The organism is Enterococcus faecalis (assembly GCF_029024925.1).
Lineage (GTDB): Bacteria > Bacillota > Bacilli > Lactobacillales > Enterococcaceae > Enterococcus > Enterococcus faecalis.
The window spans coordinates 2,843,115-2,866,949 of record NZ_CP118962.1 but is presented as its reverse complement, the minus strand read 5'-3'; the positions used below and the strand labels follow the sequence as shown (position 1 = coordinate 2,866,949).

The following is a 23,835-nucleotide window of genomic DNA, read 5'->3' as shown; positions in this document are numbered from 1 at the left end:
ACAGTGACCTCCTATATGTTTAAATTTTGGTTATCTAAAAAATGTGGATAACTTAAAAGAATGAGCATAGTCGATTTTAGCATTTTTTTAAAACTTTTTCCACAAGCAATTGTTCAATGTGGAAAAAAAGTACACAAGGGTGAAAAAAGTTTTCCACAGGGTGTCGACACTTGCGGAAGAAAGTGGTTGTTGAATAAGTTATCCACAAAAAGTTGAGAATAATTAAGCTTGACACAATCATGTTTCAAGAACTTATCAACAGCTAAAAAAATACCTGTGCAAAACTTTTTAACAGGCTGTTTTTTTGTGTAAAACTAGTGGAAAAATGGCTGTGAACAGAAAAAAATGTGGAAAACTATCCACAAGCTACTCACAGGAAAATTTAATTTGTGGATAATTGAAACGAATCTTTCTCAGGAAATATTTCTTAAATTTTATTGACAAAAGACCCTATTACTCGTTATACTATCAAAGTATGTCTATATATTGATGGATAGTTACAATTTCAGGAGGTGTAATTGCATGAAAAGAACGTATCAACCAAACAAACGTAAACGCCAAAAAGTTCACGGATTCCGTAAACGTATGAGCACTAAAAATGGCCGTCGCGTATTAGCAAGCCGTCGTCGTAAAGGTAGAAAAGTTATTTCTGCTTAATGATGGTCTGGTCTTTTAAACAGTCAATTTCTAAGAACCCTTAGTTATCTCCATAATTTTTTGGAAGATGTGAAGATAACTAAGGGTTCTTTTTCTGTTTTCAATAAAAGAAAGCAGGATTCTATAGAAAAGGCTACTAAAAAAGAGCGGAAATATGCTATTATTATTAAGAAGTAAAAAAATATAGAAACAAAGGGATGCCGATGAAAAAGTCCTACCGTGTCAAGAAAGAAAAAGAATTTCAACAGGTGTTTAATAAAAAACAATCTTGTGCAAATCGTCGTTTCGTGGTGTACGTTTTAGAGAAACCACAACAAGCCCATTTTCGAGTGGGGATTTCTGTTGGGAAGAAAATTGGAAACGCGGTCACAAGGAATGCTGTGAAGCGGAAAATCCGCGCGAGTTTATTTCAATTAAAAGACCGTATCTCTCCAGAAATTGATTTTATCGTGATTGCACGTCCAGGATTGGAAAAGTTATCGTCTGAAGAAGTGAAAGCTAATTTAACACATGTGTTAAATTTAGCTAAAATATTAGATGTAAGAGAGGGAATTGAGTAGTGAAGAAGTATAAGCGCTTATTATTAATGGCTGGGTTAGTGACCTTAGTCTTTGTTTTATCCGCCTGCGGAACCGCGCCCGTAAGTGAAAGTAGTACAGGAATTTGGGATCGATACATTGTTTATTATTTTGCCCAAGCGATTAAGTTCCTATCATTAGGCGGCAGTGTCGGAATTGGGATTATCCTATTTACGTTAGTCATCCGGATTATTTTATTGCCGTTGATGCATTTCCAAACGAAGAGTATGCGTAAAACACAAGAGTTGCAACCGCAATTAAAGGCCTTGCAACAAAAATATTCTTCAAAAGATCCTGAAACACAACGCTTATTCCGAGAAGAACAGCAACGTTTGTATGCAGAGAATAATGTGAATCCTTACATTGGCTGTTTACCATTGTTGGTTCAACTACCAATCATGATGGCTTTGTATCAAGCCATTTCACGCGTGCCTGAGTTAAAAGAAGGAACGTTCTTGTGGTTAAGCCTCGATAAGCCGGATCCGTATTTAATTTTACCGATTTTAGCGGCTGTCTTTACGTTTGCTAGTACGTATCTTTCAAGTATGAGCCAACTAGAAACAAATGCCTCACTGAAAATTATGAATTACGTTATGCCAGCGATGATCTTCTTTATGGGGATTTCATTAGCCAGCAGTTTATCTCTTTACTGGGTGGTCTCAAATGCCTTCCAAACAGGGCAAACATTGTTATTAAACAATCCATTCAAAATCCGTAAAGAGCGGGAGGAAGCAGCACGTCAAGCCAAAGCACGGGAGCGAGCGCTTGAACGAGCAAAAAGTCCTAAGAAAAAAGGGAAGAAAAAATAAAGGAGGTCGTTCAGATGCCGATTTATGAAGGAAATACAATCGAAGAAGCAACGCAGAAAGGCTTACAAGCACTTGGTTTAACCAAAGAGGATGTTACAATTGATGTGTTAGACGAAGGAAAAAAAGGATTTTTAGGTCTAGGAAAAAAACTTGCCCAAATTTCAATGGAACCAACGATTAGTGAGCAAGTCACAGAAGCGGTCGAAGAAACAGTGGAAGATATTGTTGTTGCCGATGAAGCAACAGCAGTGGAAGAAGCAGTTGAGGAATTAACCGAAGCAATTCCTAGTCTCTCAGAGGAATCAACACATTCTTTAGAAAATCTGGAAGATGAAGCTGCTATTACTGAATTAGCGATGTATTTAACGAATATTTCAAATGAACTGAACGCCCCTGCCATGGTTCGCATAGCGCGCGAGAATGGCAATATTATCTTCCATTTAGAAACAGAAAAACAAGGTATCTTAATTGGAAAACACGGAAAAGTGTTAAATGCGTTACAGTATTTAGCGCAAGTCTTTATTCACCGCATTGCAAGCAATAAGCTATCGATTGTTGTGAATGTCGGAAATTATCGTGAAAAACGTCATGAAATTTTGGAACGTTTAGCGAAACGCACCGCGGAAAAAGCCAAACGCACTGGGCGGCCAGTCTTCTTGGAACCAATGCCGGCTTTTGAAAGAAAACAAATTCATCACACGCTAAGTAAAGATGAGCAAATCAAAACCCATTCTGAAGGGGATGAACCTTATCGGTATTTAGTGGTTGAACCAGTTAAGAAGTATTTTTAAACAGAGGTCGGGACGGAACCGTTTAGCTCCGAGAAATAAGAAGGAATTTCCGAAAATTGCTTTTTAATTTTTGGAGACCAAGTAGGTATTGTTCATCATCGAATCACTACGTTCTTCGTGATTCTCAACAATTTCGGCTTATTTCCGAAGGACCTTCAACTCTTAGAGCTTTAGCTCTTAGAAGTTGTTGAGATCGGAGCAACGCGTAGTGTTGGTTCTGTTCCCGCCGTTTATCAGGCTCTTTCCCAGTTAAATGATTTTTTAGCCGTCTCCGTTTCTTTTTTTATGTTATGATAATCAGTAATTACTCCAGTAGTAAATTCAAATGAAAAAGTTTTGTAAAGAGACGTAGGGGGAGCAACAGGTATGCGTACGGAGAAAATACTGGTTGTAGATGATGATGCAGCAGTTCGTCGCTTGATTTGGAAAGCATTACAATCAACAGGTATTCTTATTTACCAAAGTGAATCAATTGAAAAAACAAAAGATATTGTGTCCAGAGTTACCTTTGATTTGTTCATTTTAGATGATAACTTGGAACATGACAGCGATGGTTACTACTTAGTCCAAATGATTAGAGAGAAATATCCACTAGTGCCAATTATCTTTTTTAGTAGCAAAAAAGAAGAAGAGGATATCATTGCAGCCTTGGAAATGGGCGTGGATAGTTATATAACGAAACCTTTTTCCTTGAATGTTTTTAAGGCTCAGGTGATTGCTTCGTTGAATCGAGCTCGAATGATTCGAAAACAATTGAATGTTTATAAAAAAGAAGAGCTACAGGTAGGTGATTTCCGTTTTGATTATGGTCGTTATCAACTATTTAAAAAGGATTTACCTATTTCATTGTCTTCGAAAGAAGTTCAATTAATTCAATTTTTTCTGGAGAATCCCGAGCAAGTATTCTCTAAAGAACAAATTTACAGCAGTGTTTGGGGTACCGGGGATGTCGATGCGAATACGATTATGGTTTTTATTAATCGTTTACGAAGTAAATTAGAAGAAAACCCGAAAGAACCTTGTTACCTTCGGACCGTTTGGGGCATTGGTTATACCTTTACGCCAGATGGTTGCGTACAAAAAAAATGAAAAAAGGCCCGCAGTTGCACGAGCGACTGCGGGTCTTTTTTGATTATTCAATTTGTCGACGTTCCATTTCTTTCAAAATAAATTGAAGCGAACGATTTAGATGTTCATGGGTTAAAAGTGTGATCTGGTCAATATTCTTTGTTTTCATTCCGCGGAAAATTAACCAATGTTCTTCTAGGGCAATACTACGACGTTCTGAGGCACGAATCGCAATATCTCTGAAATAGATTAAGTAAGCATGGAGATCAGTCACAATTTTTTTTAAACGTAGCATCTGACTCTTAGTATAAATAAAGGAATTAAAATCTGAAAAGTTCTGTAGTAAGTCATCTACTTGGTTATTTTTATTGTATTGTTCTCCTTCGAGAAGTAAGGCTTCCAATTTATCAAAATCTTCTGGTGTCATGAGTTCCATGGCTTTAATGGTTGCTAAAGTGTCCAAAGATTTACGAATATCATAAATTTCATAAGCATCTTTCATACTAATCCCTTTAACCACGATACCCACCATAGGTATATGTTCCACCAATTGTTCTTTGACCAATTCTTGTAAAGCAAAGCGAATGGGCGTCCGACTAATGTTTAATTGCTCGGAAAATTCTTTTTCGTTAATCCGTTCACCTGCAGGAATATCCCCTAAAATAATGGTTTTTTTAAAGGCTTCATAGGTACAAATTTTTAGAGGTTTACTGCTGGTTAAATCTAAGTTCCGTTTTACTGCTTCAACCGTTGGATTCATATGAGGCACCTCCCTATAGGTTATTTTTATAGATAATAAATATAATATTAAAAATGAAAATATAACGCAAGAAAAGACAAAATGAAAAGAAAACCGAGGAGAAAAGGCACTCCTACGGTTTCAGCGACGACGTTTAATTTTGTGGAATAAATAAAGGCATGTGACCTAAAGCAACAATTGTAACAACGAAAATAACGAAAATTCCTAAGGCATATTTTGCTGATTCTTTTTGCCATTGGCCCATATCTAAACCAGTTAAACGTAATAGCAAGTAAATAAATGCCACTAATGGACTTAATAAGTGGAACGCTTGCCCCATTAAGGAAGCTAAAGCCATAGACATATTGTCAAATCCATAAGAACGTCCAGCTTCTGCTAGGACTGGTAAGACACCGAAATAGAAACCATCGTTTGAAATAAAGAATGTTCCTGGTGCTGAAATGAACGCAATCACTAAGCCCCAAGCGCCGGCTAATTGTTTTGGAATAATATTAACAAAGCTATTTGCTAAGGCATTGGCCATACCAGAACCTTGGAATAAGCCCATGAAGACGCCAGCAGCAAAAACTAAGATAACTACTTGCACAGCATCACCAGCATTTGCACTGATACGGCTGCTTTGATCTTTTAATTTTGGATAGTTGATCATTAAAGCGATACAAGTACCAACTAGGAATAATAATAACGGTGGCATTTCAATCCACGAAGGCAAACCTAATTGACCAACGAATGAACTTAGGACTAACCAACCGATTAAGACAATCGTTAAAATACCATTGAATGCAAAATTCTTTGGACGACGAATTTCTAATAACTCAGGATCGTTAACAATAGTCATTTCTTCCAATTCTTTATCAGTAAGCGTTGTCACGCCTAAGCGAGCACGTTCTTTTTTCCCCATGCGATAAGCAACAAAGAAGATAACATACAATACAGATAAAATCATACCAGGTGCTAAATAAGAAAGAATATCGGCATCAACTTCTAGTACGGCCATGGCACGAGCTGTTGGACCGCCCCAAGGTAATAAGTTCATAATGGTGTTTTGTAAGATAACAAGCACACCTAAATTCATCAATTTCATATTAAGTTTTTTGTAGATGGGAATAAACGCAGAACAGCAAATCAAGGTCGTAGTTGTTCCATCTCCGTTTAAGGAAACAGCAGCAGCAACTACCGCAGTAGCCATCAAGACTTTCATTGGATCGCCTTTAGCAAAGTAAATCATTTTTTTAGTGATTGGGTCAAACAAACCAGCATCCAACATAATAGAGAAGTAAAGAATGGCAAATAATAACATAATACCAGTTTTTGAAGTAGTTGAAATCCCATCTAAGACGAAATTTCCAATGTTGACTTCAGGGACAACACCGTCAGCACCAGGTGGCGGACTCGCTACTCCAGTTGCAATTGCAATCAAAGTAAAAATAAGAGGAATAATTACTAAAGATGTAAACGGTGACAATTTCTTTTTCATGATTACATACATAAAGATGATAATCATACCATAAGCTAAAATAGTGAGTAACATGTTTTTCTTCCTTTCTTTTTTTAGAACTTTTTTGTAATCGTTAACAACCGGTGTTAATAAAAAAGAATAGCCATGAGAAATGTTTCACAGTATTCTGGTTTACAACAAAAAATATTTTTTGTGTTTGTCTATAGTGTGAGAATATACAAACTTTCGCAGAGAATAAATAGCCTAAAACAAAAAGAACATCAAAAAAACAATTCAACAATCAAATTCTTATTAATAACTTAATATAATATTAATAGAATCTTAACGGCTGATAAATGCTTATATACCAATGTTTACAGAGTTTTTTTCACAAAATAAACAATAAAAGAACAATCTGAGCTAGTGTTTTCACTAGGTTTTTTAACGGTTTTTTCTATAATGAACGTATACCAAGAATTAGTGAAAGGAGAGACAATATGGGCCTATTTAAGTCCTTATTCAAGAAAGAGCAACACACGCAGGATACCGAGATTAATGAAAGCGTTATCCAACGTGAAGCGGATAACTTGGAAAAGCGATGGATAGATATACCAGCATATATTCCTGCTGAGCCAAAAGAATATCAATTGGTAAGTATTGTGGCCACTGCCATCGCAGCAGGAGAGTTTCCAGAAAGTCGTTTTGTTATCAAAAAAATCGCAAAACGAAATCCAGAAGCAAAAGAAGTTGCCATTATTGCAGCCAGTATAGCTGCAGAGCTTTCAGAAGAGTCTCAGCTAGTTGTCAAAAGAATTTCAAAACAAAACCTTGAGGAGGATCATTATGTTACGCAAATTTAAAATTTCAATTGATGGGAAAGAATATTTAGTCGAGATGGAAGAAATCGGTGGCGTCCCACAACCAGCACCTGTTGCGCCACAACCAACAGCGCCAGTTGCTACGACAGAAACACCAGCCCCTGCTGTTGAAGAAGCCCCAGCGCCTGCAGCACAGCCAACCGCCCCAGCAGGAGCAGATGCAATGCCTGCGCCAATGCCAGGAACTGTGTTAAAAGTATTAGTCAATGTTGGTGATACGGTGTCTGAGAACCAACCATTGTTAATTTTAGAAGCAATGAAGATGGAAAATGAAATCGTTGCAGGAAAAGCAGGTACGGTAACAGGAATTCATGTTACCCAAGGCCAAATTGTGAATCCAGGGGAACCATTAATAACAATTAACTAGAATTAATTTAAGAAGAGGAAGTGATTTGTGTGGAGACACTGATTCAAGGTGTTATAGGAATGGGCCAAGAACCAGGACGCATTGTGATGATGCTGATTGGTGGACTATTAATGTATTTAGGAATAAAAAAAGAATATGAACCAACACTTTTAGTGCCGATGGGTTTAGGAACGATTTTAGTGAACTTTCCTAATTCCGGCGTATTGAGCGCTGGCGGCGAGCCAGGTCCGTTTAATGTTCTTTTTGATTTTGGAATAAAAACAGAGTTATTCCCGTTATTATTATTTATTGGGATTGGGGCAATGATTGATTTCGGGCCATTGTTACAAAATCCGTTTATGTTGATGTTTGGTGCCGCTGCACAGTTTGGGATTTTCTTTACAGTTATTATGGCTGTTTTATTAGGTTTTGATTTAAACGATGCTGCTTCGATTGGGATTATTGGTGCCGCTGATGGTCCAACGTCTATTTTCGTAGCAAATACCTTACATTCAAAATACATGGGGGCCATAATGGTTGCCGCTTACTCCTACATGGCGTTAGTTCCGATTATTCAACCAGTAGCGATTAAAGCAGTGACGACGAAAGCTGAACGTCGTATCCGTATGACTTATCGGGCCGGTGAAGTTTCTCAAACAGCGAAAATTCTTTTCCCGGTTGTTATTACGATTGTCGCAGGGTTAATTGCGCCGGTGTCATTACCATTAGTTGGTTTCTTAATGTTTGGGAACTTATTAAGAGAATGTGGCGTTTTGGATCGTTTATCCATTACAGCTCAAAATGAATTGGTAAATATTATTAGTATCTTGCTAGGACTATCTATTTCCGTTAGCATGAACTATGCAGAGTTCTTAAAAGTCGATACATTGATGGTTATTGGCTTAGGGTTAGTCGCCTTTATTATGGACTCAGTCGGCGGCGTGCTTTTTGCTAAATTCTTGAATTTATTTAGAAAAGAAAAAATCAATCCCATGATTGGTGCTGCGGGTATTTCCGCTTTCCCAATGTCTAGTCGGGTCATTCAAAAAATGGCTACAGATGAAGACCCACAAAACTTTATTTTAATGCATGCTGCTGGTGCCAACGTTTCAGGACAAATCGCTTCTGTAATTGCTGGTGGCTTACTATTAGCCTTTTTAACATAGGACGGAAAGGAGAACGAATACATGTCTGTTAACATGGAAGATTTAAAAATTGCTTTTGAACTGTTAGGTTTTGGTTGGGGCGGCGTTTTCGTTGTTTTATTTATCATTTATCTAGCATCTAAATTACTAACAAAATTATTTCCAATTAAAAAATAAAGGAGGTTATTGCTGTGAGCAGCGTATATACAATGAAAAGAATCTGGTTGCAAAAAGATAAAAAAGCTTATCAAGCTTGGCGCGAATTAATGGAAAAAGCCGAATTGCAAACGACAGAAGCACTTGATTACACCGTTGGCATATATGATGACACAGCATTAATCGCCTCTGGCTCGCTTTCAGGCAAAACGATTAAGTGCGTGGCCGTTTGTAAAAAATATCAATCTGAAAATTTGTTAACCCAATTGGTGGTTCATCTACTTGAAAAACTGAGAGAAGAAAACCAATTACACAGTTTTTTGTATACAAAACCAAAAAATGAACAAATTTTTCAGTCGCTAGGCTTTCAAAAAGTGGTTGCGAACCAAGAGGTGCTATTTATGGAGCAAGGCAAACCAGATTTTGCCGATTATCTTGGTTACCTGACACAGCATAAAAAAGCAGGGCCAGCCAGTAGCATTGTCATGAATGCAAATCCTTTTACGAAAGGCCATCAGTACTTAGTCGAAAAAGCAGCCAAAGAAAGTCCACACGTTTATGTGTTTGTTTTATCTGAAGATAAATCGCTATTTTCAAAAGAAGCACGTTTCGCAATGGTGCAAAAAGGGGTCGCCCATTTACCCAATGTGACAGTCCTATCTACAGAAGATTACTTAGTTTCGTCTGCGACTTTTCCTACCTATTTTTTGAAAGAAAAAGCGCCATTAGAGGTAGCTGCAATTCAAGCAACGCTTGATGCAACGTTATTTAAAGAAAGAATTGCGCCAATACTCGAAATTCAGCAACGTTATGTGGGAGAAGAGCCTTATTCAGAAGTGACCGCTGTCTACAATCAAGCAATGCAACAAGTTTTCGGACAAACGATAACGCTAACCATTGTCCCGCGATTAGCGAGTGATGGAGAGCTGATTAGTGCGACGAAAGTTCGCAAAGCGATGGCTGAAGGCGACAAAGAGACACTCAAGAAGTTTTTACCAGCAACAAGTTATCAATACTTAGTAGAACACAAGAAACTAATGAGGTGAAGAAAGTGAAGATTATCAAAAATGCTACTGCAGGGACAGTAGAATCAAGTGATATTATGATTACCATCCAACCCATTGAATCAACAGAAAATACCATTGAATTAGAAAGTAGTGTCGAAAAACAATTTGGCAATCAAATTCGTCAGGTGATTACGACAACTTTGGAACATTTAGATGTCCAAGGCGTTGCGGTCAAGGCGATTGATAAAGGGGCATTAGATTGTACAATCAAAGCTCGGATGATTACAGTTTTACATCGAGGCGCTGAAAAAGAAACGTATGATTGGAAGGAGTTGGACTCATGGAACGTTTAAGAAGAACAATGATGTTTGTCCCTGGAGCGAACGCAGCAATGCTAAGAGATGCACCTTTGTATGGGGCAGATTCAATCATGTTTGATTTAGAAGATGCAGTTTCATTAAAAGAAAAAGACTCTGCCCGTGTTTTAGTCCATTCTGCTTTGAAAACTTTCGATTATGGCAATATTGAAATTGTTGTTCGGATCAATGCTTTAGATGCCGGTGGCGCAGAAGATATTGAAGCAATGGTCTTAGCTGGTGTCGATGTGATTCGTTTACCAAAAACAGAAACAGCCCAAGATATCATTGATGTCGAGGCAGTCATTACAGAAGTAGAACAGCAAAATGACATTCCCGTAGGAACAACGAAAATGATGGCTGCTATCGAATCGGCTGAAGGTGTTCTAAATGCGCTCGCGATTGCCAAAAGTTCAACTCGCTTGATTGGCATCGCGTTAGGCGCCGAAGACTATGTTACCAATATGAAAACACGGCGCCATCCAGATGGCCAAGAACTATTCTTTGCTCGTAGCATGATTTTACATGCCGCTCGAGCAGCTGGGATTGCAGCTATTGATACGGTCTATTCAGATGTAGACAATACGGAAGGCTTTGAAGCCGAAGTTCGTTTGATTAAACAGCTAGGTTTCGATGGGAAATCGGTGATTAACCCTCGTCAAATCCCATTAGTTAATACTATTTATGCGCCAACAGAAAAAGAAATCCAGAATGCTAAGGAAGTAATCTGGGGCATTCGGGAAGCCGAAGCAAAAGGTTCCGGTGTTATCTCCGTAAATGGAAAAATGGTTGATAAACCAATTGTTGAACGAGCTGAACGGGTCATTGCGTTAGCATTGGCGGCTAAATTAATTACCGAGGAGGAAATATAGACATGGTAGTAAATAAAGTAGGCAAAGACATTCCTCAATCTTATGCAGAGCAATATGGCATTTATGAAGGAGAATTAGCACACATTGATGCTTATCAAGAAGCGAGCCGAGCAATTAAACCAGTGAAACCTCGGGAGACAAAACTTTTAGGAAGTATTCGTGAAGCAATTGAAAAAACAGGGTTGAAAGATGGCATGACCATCTCTTTCCATCACCATTTCCGTGAAGGAGACTATGTGATGAATTTAGTTTTAGCCGAGATTGCCGCCATGGGGCTGAAAAACATTTCGATTGCACCTAGTTCAATTGCAAATGTTCATGAACCTTTGATCGAACACATTAAAAATGGAGTAGTCACCAACATTACTTCTTCAGGTTTGAGAGATAAAGTAGGCGCCGCTATTTCAGCAGGTATCATGGAAAATCCTGTGGTGATTCGTTCACATGGTGGCCGGGCACGGGCAGTAGCAGCAGGCGATATCCATATTGATGTAGCTTTCTTAGGTGCACCAAGTTCAGACGCTTATGGAAATGCGAATGGAACCAAAGGAAAAGCTACCTGTGGTTCTCTTGGATATGCGATGGTCGATGCAAAATATGCGGATCAAGTGGTCATCATTACTGACACATTAGTACCATATCCTAATACCCCTATCAGTATTCCACAAACAGATGTTGATTATGTGGTAGAAATTGATGCAATTGGTGATCCAGATGGAATTGCCAAAGGCGCAACACGTTTTACAAAGAATCCTAAAGAATTATTGATTGCTGAATATGCCGCAAAAATAATTACACATTCTCCTTACTACAAAGAAGGCTTCTCATTCCAAACAGGAACAGGTGGCTCTTCACTAGCAGTTACGCGGTTCATGAGAGAACAAATGCTTAAAGATGGCATTAAAGCAAGTTTCGCTTTAGGCGGAATTACGAATGCAATGGTGGAACTTTTGGAAGAAGGCTTAGTAGAAAAAATTATTGACGTCCAAGACTTTGATCATCCATCAGCTATTTCTTTAGGGGAAAATGCCAATCATTATGAAATTGATGCCAATATGTATGCTTCACCGCTTAGCAAAGGGGCGGTTATTAATCAATTAGACACAGCTATTTTATCTGCTTTAGAAGTGGACACAGATTTTAATGTAAATGTCATTACTGGTTCAGATGGTGTCATCCGTGGTGCTTCTGGCGGACATTCCGATACAAGTATGGCTTGTAAAATGAGTCTAGTGATTGCACCACTTGTTCGTGGACGGATCCCAACAATCGTTGAGCAAGTAAATACAGTCGTTACACCAGGTACGAGTGTCGATGTCGTAGTAACAGAAGTCGGCATTGCAATCAATCCAAAAAGAACAGACTTAATTGATTGTTTTAAAACCTTAGATGTTCCTCAGTTTACGTTAGAAGAGTTGAAAGACAAAGCCTACAACATTGTTGGCACCCCGGAACCAATTAAATATGGAGACAAAGTTGTTGCGTTAATTGAATACCGAGATGGTAGTCTAATTGATGTGGTACGCAATGTTTAATGGGGAAAAAGTAACACTTTTAGAGATGTTGGATGCTCGCGAACAAAGAGCTGCCACACAGAAGGAGTTGTTAGAAACAGCACCAGAAGCTAGTCTCTTATCTGCCACAATGAATATTCCTGGAGAAGTGAAAAATTCGCCCACCTTAACGGCTGTTTTTTTAGAAGTAATTGACGAAGTCGAGCAACAATTGCTGGATCAAGTACCGATTGTTAATTTTTACCGGAATGAAAAGACAGGTCCTGAATATTATTTGGCGGTTTCGTTAGCCCCGCAAGAGTTAAAACAAAGAATGGTCAAAATTGAAGAAACACATCCTTATGGTCGTTTAGTGGACCTAGATGTTTTATGGGGAAATGAGGAACTAAAAAGCCTTCATCGAGGAGATTTAGGCTTGCCACCACGGCGCTGTTTTATGTGCCAAGAAGAGGCGAAAGTCTGTGGACGAAATCGACGTCACAGTCTTGAAGCAATGCAAGAAAAAATAACAGAAATAATTTTGACACGAAAGGAGCAGCCAAGTGAGTAAAAAAATTCGTTTTACAGAAACGGTGCTACGGGATGGACAACAAAGTTTAATTGCAACACGGATGCCAACCTCAGATATGCTGCCGATTATTAAAACAATGGACGAGGCAGGATTTCATGCATTAGAAATGTGGGGCGGGGCAACGTTTGATTCCTGTGTCCGCTATTTAAACGAGGATCCTTGGGAACGTCTTCGCCAAATTCGCAAAGAAGTTAAAAATACCAAACTTCAAATGTTATTACGAGGACAAAATTTACTAGGATATCGTCATTACGCTGATGATGTGGTGCGGGCCTTTGTCGAAAAATCAGTTGAAAATGGGATTGATATTATTCGTATTTTCGATGCCTTGAATGATGTCCGTAATTTACAAACAGCAATTCAAACAACAAAAGAAGCTGGCGGACACTGTCAAGCAGCGATTTCTTATACCACGAGTGAAATTCATACCATCGATTACTTTGTAAAATTAGCCAAAGAATTAAGTCAAACAGGAGCGGATTCCATTTGTATTAAGGACATGGCAGGCGTTTTGACGCCACAAACGGGTTTTGAATTAGTGAGCAAAATGAAAGATGCCATTGATTTACCTTTAGAGGTGCATACGCATGCGACTAGTGGTATTTCTGAGATGACCTATTTAAAAGTTGCTGAAGCAGGTGCGGATATCATCGATACAGCTATCTCTTCTTTCGCTGGCGGTACGAGTCAACCAGCCACAGAATCTGTAGCCATTGCGTTAGAAGATTTAGGCTTTGAAACAGGTTTAAATATGGAAAAAGTAACAGAGATTGCTGACTATTTCAATCCGATTCGTGATCGCTTTAGAAGTGAAGGCATTTTAAACCCTAAAGTTAAAGATACGGAACCGAAAACCTTGATTTATCAAGTGCCTGGTGGTATGTTATCAAACTTATTAAGTCAATTAACGGAGCAAGGCTTACAAGACAAATATGAAGAAGTTTTAGCTGAAGTACCTAAAGTAAGAGCAGATTTAGGGTATCCACCACTAGTTACGCCGCTTTCACAAATGGTTGGAACACAAGCCTTAATGAATGTGATTTCTGGGGAAAGATATTCCTTAATACCGAATGAAATCAAAGATTATGTGCGCGGAGAATACGGCAAATCACCAGCACCTATCGCAGAAGAGATTAAGCAAAAAATCATTGGGGATGAAGAGGTAATCACTTGTCGACCAGCGGATTTATTGAAACCAGAGTTGCATAGTTTAGAAAAGGAAATCCAACAATACGCAAAATCTGAAGAGGATGTCCTATTATATGCGATGTTCCCGCAACAAGGAAAAGACTTTTTAGGACGTCGTGAAGATCCTTTTTACGATGTACCGTTACAGAAAGTGACAGTCAAACTTGACTTGCCAGAATAGAACGGGCAAGTGCTCCGCAAATGTATAAAGAAGCAAGGGTTTGAGCGACGATAACGGTTGTTCAAACCCTTGCTTCATCAAATAGAAAAAAGGCAGCCCGTGAAAGGAAGTGACAATGTGTTAGAAGAAGTTCTAGCAATTCATCAAAAAAATATTGGTGTACTAAGTCTTGAAGCAACAGAAGCGGTGTTAAACCATCATGATTTAGCCAAAATGTATACACCTGGTGTCGCAGAATTGAGTTTAATGATTGCCCAAAATCATGAATTAGCGCGCGAGTGGACCATTAGTGGTAAGTTAATTGCGGTTATTACAGATGGATCAGCTGTTCTGGGTCTCGGCAATATGGGCACGCAAGCGGGCTTGCCAATTGTTGAAGGCAAAGCTTTACTTTATAAAAATTTGGCGGGGGTCGATGCTATTCCTTTAGCACTGGAACAAAAATCAGTGGACGAGATGGTTCAAACAATTGAAAATTTACAAAATAGTTTTGCAGGAATCCATTTAGAAGATATTTCTGCACCAAAATGTTTTGAAATTGAAGAAAAACTTCAACAACGTTTGAACATTCCTGTGTATCATGATGACCAAGAAGGAACAGCCATCGTCGTTTTAGCTGGACTAATTAACGCAGCTAAAATTAAAGGAAAACCTTTAAATGAATTACGTGTGGTGATTAACGGAGTTGGTGCTTCTGGTGTAGCGACCGCTAAGTTATGTATTCAAGCGGGGATTACGCATCTCACCTTAGTAGATCGCCAAGGTGTTTTAAGAGAAGAAGACCCGACATTGAATCCTTACCAACGTGCTTTGCTTCGACAGGTAATAAAACCATCAGTAGAAAATAAAGATTTAGCCACCGCTGTCGTCAATCAGGATGTTTTTTTAGGCTTATCAGAAGCGGATGTGCTAACGCCAGCCCTGATTAAATCAATGAACCAAGACCCAATTATCTTTGCTTTAGCAAATCCTAAACCAGAAATTGAACCAGCCCTCGCCCAAGCCAATGGCGTCCGTTTATTAGCAACTGGTTCTTCCAAATATCCGAATCAAGTGAACAACATTTTAGCTTTTCCAGGTCTTTTTAAAGGGTTATTGGCAGCGAAAGGCAGAAAAGTCGATGTCGGTTTGCAAATGACAGTAGCACGAAGCTTGGCCGCTATGATTTCAGAACCCACAGCAGAAAAATTCATACCTAATGTATTTGATGGCGGCGTAGTTGACACGGTTTTTAATGCTGTACTAGACTATATAAAACAAGAAAAGGCCACGGCAGAAGAAGGGACGTAAAAGGCAATGACAAAGCAAGCAAGGAGTAAATTAGCGCAGCAAGCACAATTGGCACTACTCTATGAAGTGACCTGTTTAAATAAACCAGGCTTGGTGGATCCAGTCGATGCAGGCGCCCATCAAGATATGGATGTTTTCACTTTTTTAGAAAGTAGTGTGGTTTTGACTCCTTATTTTGAAACCTTCGTTCAAGCTGGGACAGAGCTACGTCATTTGCCGATTGAGGCAACATTTCGCACGATTCGACAAGTTGGTTTAGAAGCAGAACGAGCGATGTTTGAGGCAACAGAAGGTATCAATACACATAAAGGAGCGATTTTTTCTCTAGGTATTTTTTTAGCTATCTGTGGTCGTTTAATGATTTGGGAGACCCCTTGCACCTTACAATTGTTTCAACAAACGCTTCAAACAATGACGCAAGACTTATTGGCTGACTTTGAAAACCTCGCTACGAATGAGCTAGAAAAACTAACTTGGGGTGAACGACTATTTGTTCAGCATGGCTTGACTGGAATCCGTGGTGAGGCGCAACAAGGTTATCCCGCTGTCTTTGAACAGGGAGTGCCTTATTATCAAAAACATCAAGGCACACAACAACAAAAACTCATTGATACGCTCCTTTATTTATCGCTCTATGTTGAGGATACGAATTTGATTAAACGAAGTCAAAATGTCCAAATTTTTGAAATATATCAACCGTTAATCCAGGAATATTTTGCTTCAGGGGGGACACAAACGTTACGGGGAACCCTTTGTTTAGAAAGATTGAATCACTTATTCAAAGAAAAAAATTGGAGTATTGGTGGCAGTGCAGATGCTTTAATTTTGGTGGTGTTTTTAGATAAACTAATGAAATTAAATTGGCTGACCCCTTAATTAAAAAGATAGTTACAACGCTGATTTGGTCAGTTATTTTGACCTTATATGCCTATGGAAAGGTCTCAAGAGAATTCAAGAAAGCGATTGACAAATACCACGAAACACAGTATATTTTATTACGAAATCATTCTTATCAGAGTATACAAATACGATGATAAACAGTTGAAGCGAATCTTGATTTGCTTTTCCTAAACCTGATTCTTTTAGAATCAGGTTTTTGTTTATCTAAAAGGCGGCATTCGTTCAAAAACGGCTGTCGCCTTTTTTTATGAAATTTTTTTAATATAAAAAATTTCATAAAAAAATCTTAAAAACAGAAAAAATTGTTATAGATTAGAGTCATTTTTTTGATGTAAAGTTTTTATGACTTACAGCCATAAAATTGATAAAAACAGTCAAAGAAGCAGAAAAAATAATAGTGGAATTTCTCAAAAAAATAAAAAAATTTTCCGTTATTTAATTATCGATTTATCAAACGATAAGTTATAATAAAATAATTTATTTATCTTTAATAATTGAGGAGAAATGTATAAACTTCCTCATTTTCCTCTCATTGTATAATAACTCACTAATGAATTAGTGAGTTTTTTAACATATCCAGGATGTTTGTTATCAAATGAATTTTTATATAAAAATTCACAGCATTATATTTTGAAAAGCTGAGGAAATGTACTAAACTGCAGGTGTTAAATCCATTTAAATCGCTAAAGGGGGAGATGAACAACTAGGGGAAGCTAATGATCTTGGTATTTATCGTTTATTTTAAAGAAAAGAGGGACGATCAGATGAAAAAGAAAATTGTTGAGGATTTTAATCGGAAAAGTCAGCATAAAAAATGGACAAAACGCAAGATGCTTAATTTAGCAATATCAAGTGGTTTATTATTTACGTCATTAGCAATCCCTGTAAGTATAGCTGTTACCTCTGGCACAATCAGTGCATCAGCAGCGGTCTTGGATATCGAACTATTATCAAATGTTACGTCAAATAATGACAGTAGCACTTCAACGAGTAATCGTTGGACAGCCGCAAACCAAAATCAACCAGTTAATTTCACAGTTTCTGGTGGCGCTTTAGCAGATGCTTCCGCTGTGTTTAGTGGACAAAAACAAGCGGTGTTAGTGGTTCCTCCTGAGTTAAGAGGAAATGTAGCTGCAGCAGGCAGCGCAGCAATCAATACCAATGTCACGATTGATCTTTCAAAAGTTACTTTTTTGACCGCCGTTTTGAATGCAGCCAATGATTTAACCAATGTGATTACTCAAATTACCAGTGGGGCTTTAGGGAATTTAACTGGTGTTGATATTGATTTGACGGAAGTGAATCGTCAGTTGGAATTAGTGAATAACATTGAAAACTTAGGTGCTGCTTCATTTACAGCTTCGGAAACATTAGCAGCTGACGGCTCATACATTAGCGCACCAATTAGTGATGGTTTAGGGTTAGTTTTAGCCCAAAATGTTTCAAACATCTTACAAGATTTGAATGCGGCAGTTCAAGCTTTGGAGGCAAAAGGAACCAGTATCCCAAGTAATCTTGTCGCTACAGCCATAAATGCAGCCTTGCTTCCTGTCAAAGGCACGGTGAACGTGGCTGTTTCAGGTGCTTTGCCTTTATTAGCGGTTGGTGGTTCAGGCGTAAATGAGTTAGTGGATGCTTCTTTACTAGGCGCAACCACGGTTACTTTACCAACTACCGTTTCAACACCTCAAAATTTATCCAATAATTTAGATGCTCGTTTTGTAGGAACAGTCGTTCAAACAGATCTTTTAGACGTTAATTTATTAGCAACAGCAGACGGTGTATCCAACATTTATTTTGCTGCAGGTACTACTAGTGAAGTAACCGCACCTACCGTAACAGGAGTAACAGGCAATTCAACGGCAGGTTACGAAGTTAAAGGAACTGCCGATGCCAATGCCACGGTTGAAATCCGAAATGCAGGAGGCACCGTGATAGGCACAGGGACCGCCGATGGGACAGGGGCATTTACAGTTACCATTCCCGCAGGTGAAGCAGGCGCCAATGAAACGTTAACTGCCGTAGCGAAAAACGCCAGCGGCACAGAAAGTACGCCAACAACGTTCCAAACACCAGCGGATGAGACAACCGTAACCGCACCAACAATCACAGGAGTGACAGGTAATTCAACGGCAGGTTACGAAGTTAAAGGAACTGCCGATGCCAATGCCACGGTTGAAATCCGAAATGCAGGAGGCACCGTGATAGGTACAGGTACTGCTGATGGGACAGGGGCATTTACAGCTACCATTCCCGCAGGTGAAGCAGGCGCCAATGAAACATTAACCGCCGTAGCGAAAAACGCCAGCGGTACAGAAAGTACGCCAACAACGTTCCAAACACCAGCGGATGAAGCAACCGTAACCGCACCAACAATCACAGGAGTTACAGGTAATTCAACGGCAGGTTACGAAGTTAAAGGAACTGCCGACGCCAATGCAACGGTTGAAATCCGAAATGCAGGAGGCACCGTAATAGGTACAGGTACCGCTGATGGGACAGGGGCATTTACAGTTACCGTTCCCGCAGGTGAAGCAGGCGCCAATGAAACGTTAACCGCCGTAGCGAAAAACGCTAGCGGTACAGAAAGTACGCCAACAACGTTCCAAACACCAGCGGATCCTAATACGCCCGTGGCGACGCCAATTGTTGAGACTGTAACAGGTAGTACAACAAAAGGCTATGAGGTCAAAGGGACTGCTGAAGTTGGCACCACCATTGAGGTTCGCGATGCAGCTGGCACGGTCCTTGATACTGCAACAACTGGAACTGACGGAAAATATACAGTGACTTTAGATTCAGGAACAGCAACAGCAAATCAAACGCTGAGCGTTGTAGCGAAAAACGCTAGTGGCACGGAAAGTCAACCAGCAACGGCGACAACACCAGCTGATGTCACTGCACCAACAGTTGATAACATCACAGGCAACTCTGGTTCGGGTTATGAAATTACAGGAACAGCAGACTCTAACACAACAATCGAAGTTCGTGATCCATCTGGGGCAGTCATTGGTACAGGTACCTCTGATGCGAATGGTGATTTTACTGTAACGCTACCAACGGGAACGACCAATCCTGGGGATACGTTAACAGTGATTGGAAAGGATAACGCGGGAAATGAAAGTCAACCGACTGAAGTCCTTGTTCCTGCTGATGCCACGGTTACAGCACCAACTGTAACAGGAGTAACAGGTAATTCAGTTGCTGGTTATCAGGTGACAGGCACCGCTGATCCGAATGCTACCATCGAAATTCGTGATGCAGATGGGAACGTGATTGCAACAGGGACTGCCGATGGGACTGGTTCCTTTGCTGTGAACCTTCCAGCTAGGACGGCAAATGCGAACGAAACATTGACAGCGTTAGCCAAAGATCCTGATGGCAATACAAGTACACCGACAACCTTCCAAACACCAGCAGATGAAGTAGTGGCACCGCCAAGTGTCGACAAAGTAACTGGGAATACAACACAAGGATATCAAGTGACAGGTACCGCTGAACTTGGCACCACCATTGAAGTTCGTGCAACAGACGGAACAGTTTTAGGCACCGCAATAACTGGACCGACTGGCCAATATACTGTGACGTTAGCTTCAGGAAAAGCAACAGCTAAACAAACAGTGAATGTAGTTGCTAAAAATGATACTGGACTTGAGAGTCAACCAACTACAGCTATGACACCCGCTGATGTTACCACACCAACAATTGGTGACATTACTGGAGATTCAACAACTGGTTATGAAATCACTGGGACGGCGGACCCTAATACCACCATTGAAGTACGGAACCCAGATGGAACAATTATTGGTACAACGACAACGGATGATCAAGGAAACTTTACTGTGGACCTTCCAGCGGGAGCCGCTAATCCTGGTGATACATTAACAGTTGTTGGAAAAGACGGTGACGGCAATGAAAGTCAACCAACGGAAGTGACGGTCCCTGAAGATGCAACCGTAGCAGCACCAACTGTGACGACTGTTACAGGAACAACTGCCACTGGGTATCAAGTAACCGGCACGGCAGAGCCAAATGTCACCATTGAGATTCACAATGAAGCAGGTTTAGTTATTGCTATGGGAACGACTGATGGTGCTGGCGCCTTTACAATCACTCTTCCGACGGGCACAGCAACAGCTAACGAAGCCTTAACTGCCATTGCGAAAGATGCTGCTGGGAAAGAAAGTAATCCGACTGCTTTCAAAACACCTGCTGATCCAGATGCACCAGTCGCGACACCTACTGTTGACAAAATCACTGGTAGCACGACAAACGGCTATCAAGTAGTAGGAGCAGCAGAAGTTGGTACAACAGTTGAGGTGCGTGATGCCGATGGCACAGTCCTTGGCATGGCAACTACTGGAACTGATGGCAAATACACAGTGACTTTAGAGCCAGGGAAGGCCTCAGCTAACGAAACAATAACTGTCGTAGCGAAAAATGCAACAGGAAAAGAAAGTCAGCCGGCTACAGCAACTACACCAGCCGACTTAGCCACACCAACCATTGATTCTATTACCGGAAATTCTGGTAAAGGTTACGAAATCACTGGAACGGCGGAGCCCAAAACCACTATTGATGTCCGTGACGCAGACGGAACCATCATTGCTGCTACAACTGTTAACGAAACCGGCCAATATACGGTGACTCTACCAGCTGGCGTAGTGACACCAGGAGAAACGATTACGATTATTAGCAAAGATGGCGCTGGTAATGAAAGTCAACCAGCTACAGCCGTTATTCCAGCGGATGTCGTTTTAGCGGCGCCAACTATTACGAAGGTTGAAGGAAACAAAGCCAATGGCTATACAGTCACTGGAACTGCTGATCCAAATGTCACGGTTCAATTTTACAATAGCAGTGAACAATTATTGGCAAGTGGCAATACAACTACTGGAGGCACCTTCTCCGTTCATATTGCAGCAGGGTTAGCAACAGAAAAAGAAACGTTAACCGCACTAACCACAGATACACAAGGAAATGTGAGTCCTAAAACCACATTTATGACGCCAGCCGATATTACGGGAGAACCAGAAATTAAAATTGCGGCACCAACTGTTTCTTCAGTTTTAGGAACGTCTAAAGCCGGTTACCTCATCAAAGGAACAGCTGAACCAAACCGAATCATTCAAATTAGTAACCGACTATTAAGAAGTGTGATTGCTGTAGGTGCCACCGATGCTGAAGGCAACTTCGCTATCCAATTAACAGCGGGACAAGCGACTGCTCAACAAAGTTTACTTGCGACAGCTACCGATGGCGCAGGACATTACAGTACGGCTACAACCTTCATGACACCAGCCGACCCAACGAATCCTGGAGGAGGCAATGGTAACACTGGCGGAAATAACGGCAATACAGGCGGCAACACAGGAAACAATGGCGCAACTGGCGGGAATAATGGGAATGGTTCAAACACAGGTTCAAATCCAAATGGAGGTTCTGGTTTAGGCACAACAGGTTCTGGCTTAGGTTCACTAGGCAATGGCCTCGGTACAAATGGTAGTGGCTACCACCCTAAACTAAGTACCATCAGTTATGGCACTGGAAATCACGGGAAAACAGGGTACTTACCTAGCACAGGTGAAAAAGAGTCTTCAGCCGTGACAACAAGTTTGTTTGGCGCCTTTGTCGCACTCCTTGCGAGCATGGGAATCATCAAACGCAAACGTAAAAACTAGCTCTCTCCTTTAATTCCTATAGATGAGAAAACGTATTGTTGAGAATTCCCCACTCAATGATACGTTTTCTCGTTCCATTTAATGAAGAAAAATTGCCAAATAGAATAAAATGTGCTATTCTATTTTCAGAAAATCGAAGGAACAAGCAGTGAAAGTGCTAAATCCAACCTGAATTTTTTAATGCAGGAGGAGTGGGCGCTTTTTTTGTTGTTATGAAGAAAGGAAGCTAATTATGCAATCAGCTACAATGGAATTTGATACAATTGCGGCGATTTCTACGCCGCCAGGTGAAGGTGCGATTAGTATTGTTCGTTTAAGTGGCGAGCAAGCAGTTGCTATTGCAAACAAAGTTTATCGGTCAGGCACTAAAGATTTAGCTAAAGTCCCCACGCACACGATTCATTATGGTCATATTGTTGATCCGCAAAACGATCAATTGATTGATGAAGTCATGCTTTCTGTGATGCGGGCACCGAAAACATTTACACGAGAAGACGTGGTAGAAATTAACTGTCATGGCGGCATTGTCGTGGTGAACCAACTACTGCAATTACTGTTACGTGAAGGCGCACGAATGGCCGAACCTGGGGAATTTACAAAACGTGCTTTTCTAAATGGCCGAATGGATCTTTCACAAGCAGAAGCAGTGATGGACTTAATCCGTGCTAAAACAGATAAAGCGATGAATGTTGCATTGAATCAATTGGATGGTAACTTGTCGGCGTTAATTCGTTCATTAAGACAAGAAATTTTAAATACTTTAGCACAAGTAGAAGTTAATATCGATTATCCAGAGTATGATGATGTCGAAGAATTAACCACGAAATTACTTTTAGAAAAAGCCGAATTTGTGAAAGCGCAGATTCAACAATTATTAACGACCGCTAAACAAGGAAAAATTTTGCGAGAAGGTCTAAGTACAGCAATTATTGGCCGACCAAATGTCGGGAAATCCAGTTTGTTAAACCATCTGTTACGAGAAGAAAAAGCCATCGTTACAGATATTGCTGGAACGACACGTGATGTCATTGAAGAATACGTTAACGTTCGCGGCGTTCCTTTAAAATTAATTGATACAGCGGGGATTCGCGAAACAGAAGACATTGTGGAACGAATTGGTGTCGAACGTAGCCGCAAAGCGTTAGCAGATTCGGATTTAATTTTGTTAGTCTTAAATCAAAGCGAAGAATTGACAGAGGAAGATCGTCAACTGTTGGAAGCAACGAAAGGCTTAAAACGCGTTATTCTTTTAAATAAAATGGACTTACCGACAAAACTGGATCCTAACGAATTACAAGAATTAGTCCCTGCAGAAGAAATTTTATCCGTTTCGGTGTTGTCAAACACAGGCTTAGACCAGTTAGAAGCGAAAATTGCTGATCTTTTCTTTGGCGGCCAAACAGGCGAAAAAGATGCTACCTATATTTCTAATACACGTCATATTGCTTTGCTAGATCAAGCAGCGCTTTCGTTACAAGAAGTGATTAACGGCATCGAAGCAGGTATGCCAGTCGATTTAGTTCAAATTGATATGACCCGTTGTTGGGATTATTTAGGGGAAATCGTCGGCGATAGTGTCCAAGATGAATTAATTACACAGTTATTTAGTCAATTTTGTTTAGGAAAATAAGACAAGAGAGGAATTTTTT

21 protein-coding genes are annotated in these 23,835 nt (G+C 40.0%); 19 read left to right on the top strand and 2 right to left on the bottom strand.

Annotated elements, in window-relative coordinates:
- Positions 1–522: 522 nt before the first annotated feature.
- The 5 genes from rpmH (at position 523) to PYW42_RS14100 (ending at position 3,924) form a co-directional block, all read left to right on the top strand.
- A complete protein-coding gene (gene rpmH, locus PYW42_RS14120) occupies positions 523–657 on the top strand; it encodes a 50S ribosomal protein L34 (RefSeq protein WP_002356012.1) in 135 nt (44 codons plus the stop codon).
- A gap of 203 nt (positions 658–860) precedes the next feature.
- On the top strand, positions 861–1,217 hold the full coding sequence (gene rnpA / locus PYW42_RS14115) for a ribonuclease P protein component (RefSeq protein ID WP_002356011.1): 357 nt from the start codon (positions 861–863) through the stop codon (positions 1,215–1,217).
- On the top strand, positions 1,217–2,044 hold the full coding sequence (locus tag PYW42_RS14110) for a YidC/Oxa1 family membrane protein insertase (protein WP_002356010.1): 828 nt from the start codon (positions 1,217–1,219) through the stop codon (positions 2,042–2,044). The genes rnpA and PYW42_RS14110 overlap by 1 nt, the downstream gene beginning before the upstream one ends.
- Positions 2,045–2,058: 14 nt before the next feature.
- Entirely contained in the window at positions 2,059–2,835 is a 777-nt protein-coding gene (gene jag / locus PYW42_RS14105; RefSeq protein ID WP_002361456.1) for an RNA-binding cell elongation regulator Jag/EloR, read from the top strand.
- A 366-nt stretch (positions 2,836–3,201) separates the two neighbouring features.
- Entirely contained in the window at positions 3,202–3,924 is a 723-nt protein-coding gene (locus PYW42_RS14100) for a response regulator transcription factor (protein WP_002363545.1), read from the top strand.
- Between the two features lie 43 nt (positions 3,925–3,967).
- On the opposite strand, the gene PYW42_RS14095 is transcribed toward PYW42_RS14100, so the two are convergent.
- The gene (locus tag PYW42_RS14095; protein WP_010816071.1) at positions 3,968–4,663 is read right to left on the bottom strand and encodes a GntR family transcriptional regulator; all 696 of its coding nucleotides are present in this window, start codon (positions 4,661–4,663) and stop codon (positions 3,968–3,970) included.
- 133 nt (positions 4,664–4,796) lie between these two features.
- Positions 4,797–6,194 carry a CitMHS family transporter gene (locus tag PYW42_RS14090; RefSeq protein ID WP_002356005.1) on the bottom strand — a complete coding sequence of 466 codons (1,398 nt, stop codon included), beginning with the start codon at positions 6,192–6,194 and terminating at the stop codon, positions 4,797–4,799.
- 404 nt (positions 6,195–6,598) lie between these two features.
- On the opposite strand from PYW42_RS14090, the gene PYW42_RS14085 reads away from it, so the two are divergent.
- From PYW42_RS14085 to mnmE, 14 genes are all read left to right on the top strand, one after another.
- A complete protein-coding gene (locus tag PYW42_RS14085) occupies positions 6,599–6,961 on the top strand; it encodes a hypothetical protein (protein WP_002356004.1) in 363 nt (120 codons plus the stop codon).
- Complete coding sequence (locus PYW42_RS14080; RefSeq protein WP_002389557.1) at positions 6,945–7,346, top strand: acetyl-CoA carboxylase biotin carboxyl carrier protein subunit; 402 nt, start codon at positions 6,945–6,947, stop codon at positions 7,344–7,346. The genes PYW42_RS14085 and PYW42_RS14080 overlap by 17 nt, the downstream gene beginning before the upstream one ends.
- A gap of 29 nt (positions 7,347–7,375) precedes the next feature.
- A complete protein-coding gene (locus tag PYW42_RS14075; RefSeq protein WP_002383526.1) occupies positions 7,376–8,491 on the top strand; it encodes a sodium ion-translocating decarboxylase subunit beta in 1,116 nt (371 codons plus the stop codon).
- A 21-nt stretch (positions 8,492–8,512) separates the two neighbouring features.
- Entirely contained in the window at positions 8,513–8,647 is a 135-nt protein-coding gene (locus tag PYW42_RS14070; protein ID WP_002356001.1) for an OadG-related small transporter subunit, read from the top strand.
- 32 nt (positions 8,648–8,679) lie between these two features.
- Positions 8,680–9,672 (top strand): [citrate (pro-3S)-lyase] ligase, encoded by a 993-nt coding sequence (gene citC, locus PYW42_RS14065; RefSeq protein WP_002356000.1) that lies wholly within the window; start codon positions 8,680–8,682, stop codon positions 9,670–9,672.
- A gap of 5 nt (positions 9,673–9,677) precedes the next feature.
- Positions 9,678–9,986 carry a citrate lyase acyl carrier protein gene (gene citD / locus PYW42_RS14060; protein WP_002389668.1) on the top strand — a complete coding sequence of 103 codons (309 nt, stop codon included), beginning with the start codon at positions 9,678–9,680 and terminating at the stop codon, positions 9,984–9,986.
- On the top strand, positions 9,974–10,861 hold the full coding sequence (gene citE / locus PYW42_RS14055; RefSeq protein ID WP_002411369.1) for a citrate (pro-3S)-lyase subunit beta: 888 nt from the start codon (positions 9,974–9,976) through the stop codon (positions 10,859–10,861). Before citD ends, citE begins: the two co-directional genes overlap by 13 nt.
- Before the next feature lie 2 nt (positions 10,862–10,863).
- Positions 10,864–12,396, top strand: a complete 1,533-nt coding sequence (citF, locus tag PYW42_RS14050) for a citrate lyase subunit alpha (RefSeq protein WP_002355996.1) — start codon at positions 10,864–10,866, stop codon at positions 12,394–12,396.
- Positions 12,389–12,925: a citrate lyase holo-[acyl-carrier protein] synthase gene (gene citX, locus PYW42_RS14045; RefSeq protein ID WP_002386428.1), complete on the top strand. Its 537-nt coding sequence runs from the start codon at positions 12,389–12,391 to the stop codon at positions 12,923–12,925. Before citF ends, citX begins: the two co-directional genes overlap by 8 nt.
- Entirely contained in the window at positions 12,918–14,315 is a 1,398-nt protein-coding gene (locus PYW42_RS14040) for an oxaloacetate decarboxylase subunit alpha (RefSeq protein ID WP_002355994.1), read from the top strand. The genes citX and PYW42_RS14040 overlap by 8 nt, the downstream gene beginning before the upstream one ends.
- Positions 14,316–14,432: 117 nt before the next feature.
- On the top strand, positions 14,433–15,605 hold the full coding sequence (locus PYW42_RS14035; RefSeq protein WP_002363552.1) for an NAD(P)-dependent malic enzyme: 1,173 nt from the start codon (positions 14,433–14,435) through the stop codon (positions 15,603–15,605).
- 6 nt (positions 15,606–15,611) lie between these two features.
- Positions 15,612–16,481 carry a triphosphoribosyl-dephospho-CoA synthase CitG gene (citG, locus tag PYW42_RS14030; RefSeq protein ID WP_002363553.1) on the top strand — a complete coding sequence of 290 codons (870 nt, stop codon included), beginning with the start codon at positions 15,612–15,614 and terminating at the stop codon, positions 16,479–16,481.
- 740 nt (positions 16,482–17,221) lie between these two features.
- Positions 17,222–22,186, top strand: a complete 4,965-nt coding sequence (locus PYW42_RS14025; RefSeq protein WP_002389408.1) for an Ig-like domain-containing protein — start codon at positions 17,222–17,224, stop codon at positions 22,184–22,186.
- A gap of 232 nt (positions 22,187–22,418) precedes the next feature.
- Complete coding sequence (gene mnmE / locus PYW42_RS14020) at positions 22,419–23,816, top strand: tRNA uridine-5-carboxymethylaminomethyl(34) synthesis GTPase MnmE (RefSeq protein ID WP_002355989.1); 1,398 nt, start codon at positions 22,419–22,421, stop codon at positions 23,814–23,816.
- Positions 23,817–23,835: the final 19 nt, after the last annotated feature.

Excerpts from the sequence above, each read along its gene's own strand:
- citE (WP_002411369.1), top strand. The coding sequence starts at position 9,974 with ATGGAACGTTTAAGAAGAACAATGATGTTTGTCCCTGGAGCGAACGCA.
- PYW42_RS14070 (WP_002356001.1), top strand. The coding sequence starts at position 8,513 with ATGTCTGTTAACATGGAAGATTTAAAAATTGCTTTTGAACTGTTAGGT.
- jag (WP_002361456.1), top strand. The coding sequence starts at position 2,059 with ATGCCGATTTATGAAGGAAATACAATCGAAGAAGCAACGCAGAAAGGC.
- citF (WP_002355996.1), top strand. The coding sequence starts at position 10,864 with ATGGTAGTAAATAAAGTAGGCAAAGACATTCCTCAATCTTATGCAGAG.
- rnpA (WP_002356011.1), top strand. The coding sequence starts at position 861 with ATGAAAAAGTCCTACCGTGTCAAGAAAGAAAAAGAATTTCAACAGGTG.
- PYW42_RS14080 (WP_002389557.1), top strand. The coding sequence starts at position 6,945 with ATGTTACGCAAATTTAAAATTTCAATTGATGGGAAAGAATATTTAGTC.
- rpmH (WP_002356012.1), top strand. The coding sequence starts at position 523 with ATGAAAAGAACGTATCAACCAAACAAACGTAAACGCCAAAAAGTTCAC.
- citX (WP_002386428.1), top strand. The coding sequence starts at position 12,389 with ATGTTTAATGGGGAAAAAGTAACACTTTTAGAGATGTTGGATGCTCGC.
- PYW42_RS14090 (WP_002356005.1), bottom strand. The coding sequence starts at position 6,194 with ATGTTACTCACTATTTTAGCTTATGGTATGATTATCATCTTTATGTAT.
- citC (WP_002356000.1), top strand. The coding sequence starts at position 8,680 with ATGAAAAGAATCTGGTTGCAAAAAGATAAAAAAGCTTATCAAGCTTGG.
- PYW42_RS14025 (WP_002389408.1), top strand. The coding sequence starts at position 17,222 with ATGATCTTGGTATTTATCGTTTATTTTAAAGAAAAGAGGGACGATCAG.
- PYW42_RS14100 (WP_002363545.1), top strand. The coding sequence starts at position 3,202 with ATGCGTACGGAGAAAATACTGGTTGTAGATGATGATGCAGCAGTTCGT.
- citG (WP_002363553.1), top strand. The coding sequence starts at position 15,612 with ATGACAAAGCAAGCAAGGAGTAAATTAGCGCAGCAAGCACAATTGGCA.
- mnmE (WP_002355989.1), top strand. The coding sequence starts at position 22,419 with ATGCAATCAGCTACAATGGAATTTGATACAATTGCGGCGATTTCTACG.
- PYW42_RS14085 (WP_002356004.1), top strand. The coding sequence starts at position 6,599 with ATGGGCCTATTTAAGTCCTTATTCAAGAAAGAGCAACACACGCAGGAT.
- PYW42_RS14095 (WP_010816071.1), bottom strand. The coding sequence starts at position 4,663 with ATGAATCCAACGGTTGAAGCAGTAAAACGGAACTTAGATTTAACCAGC.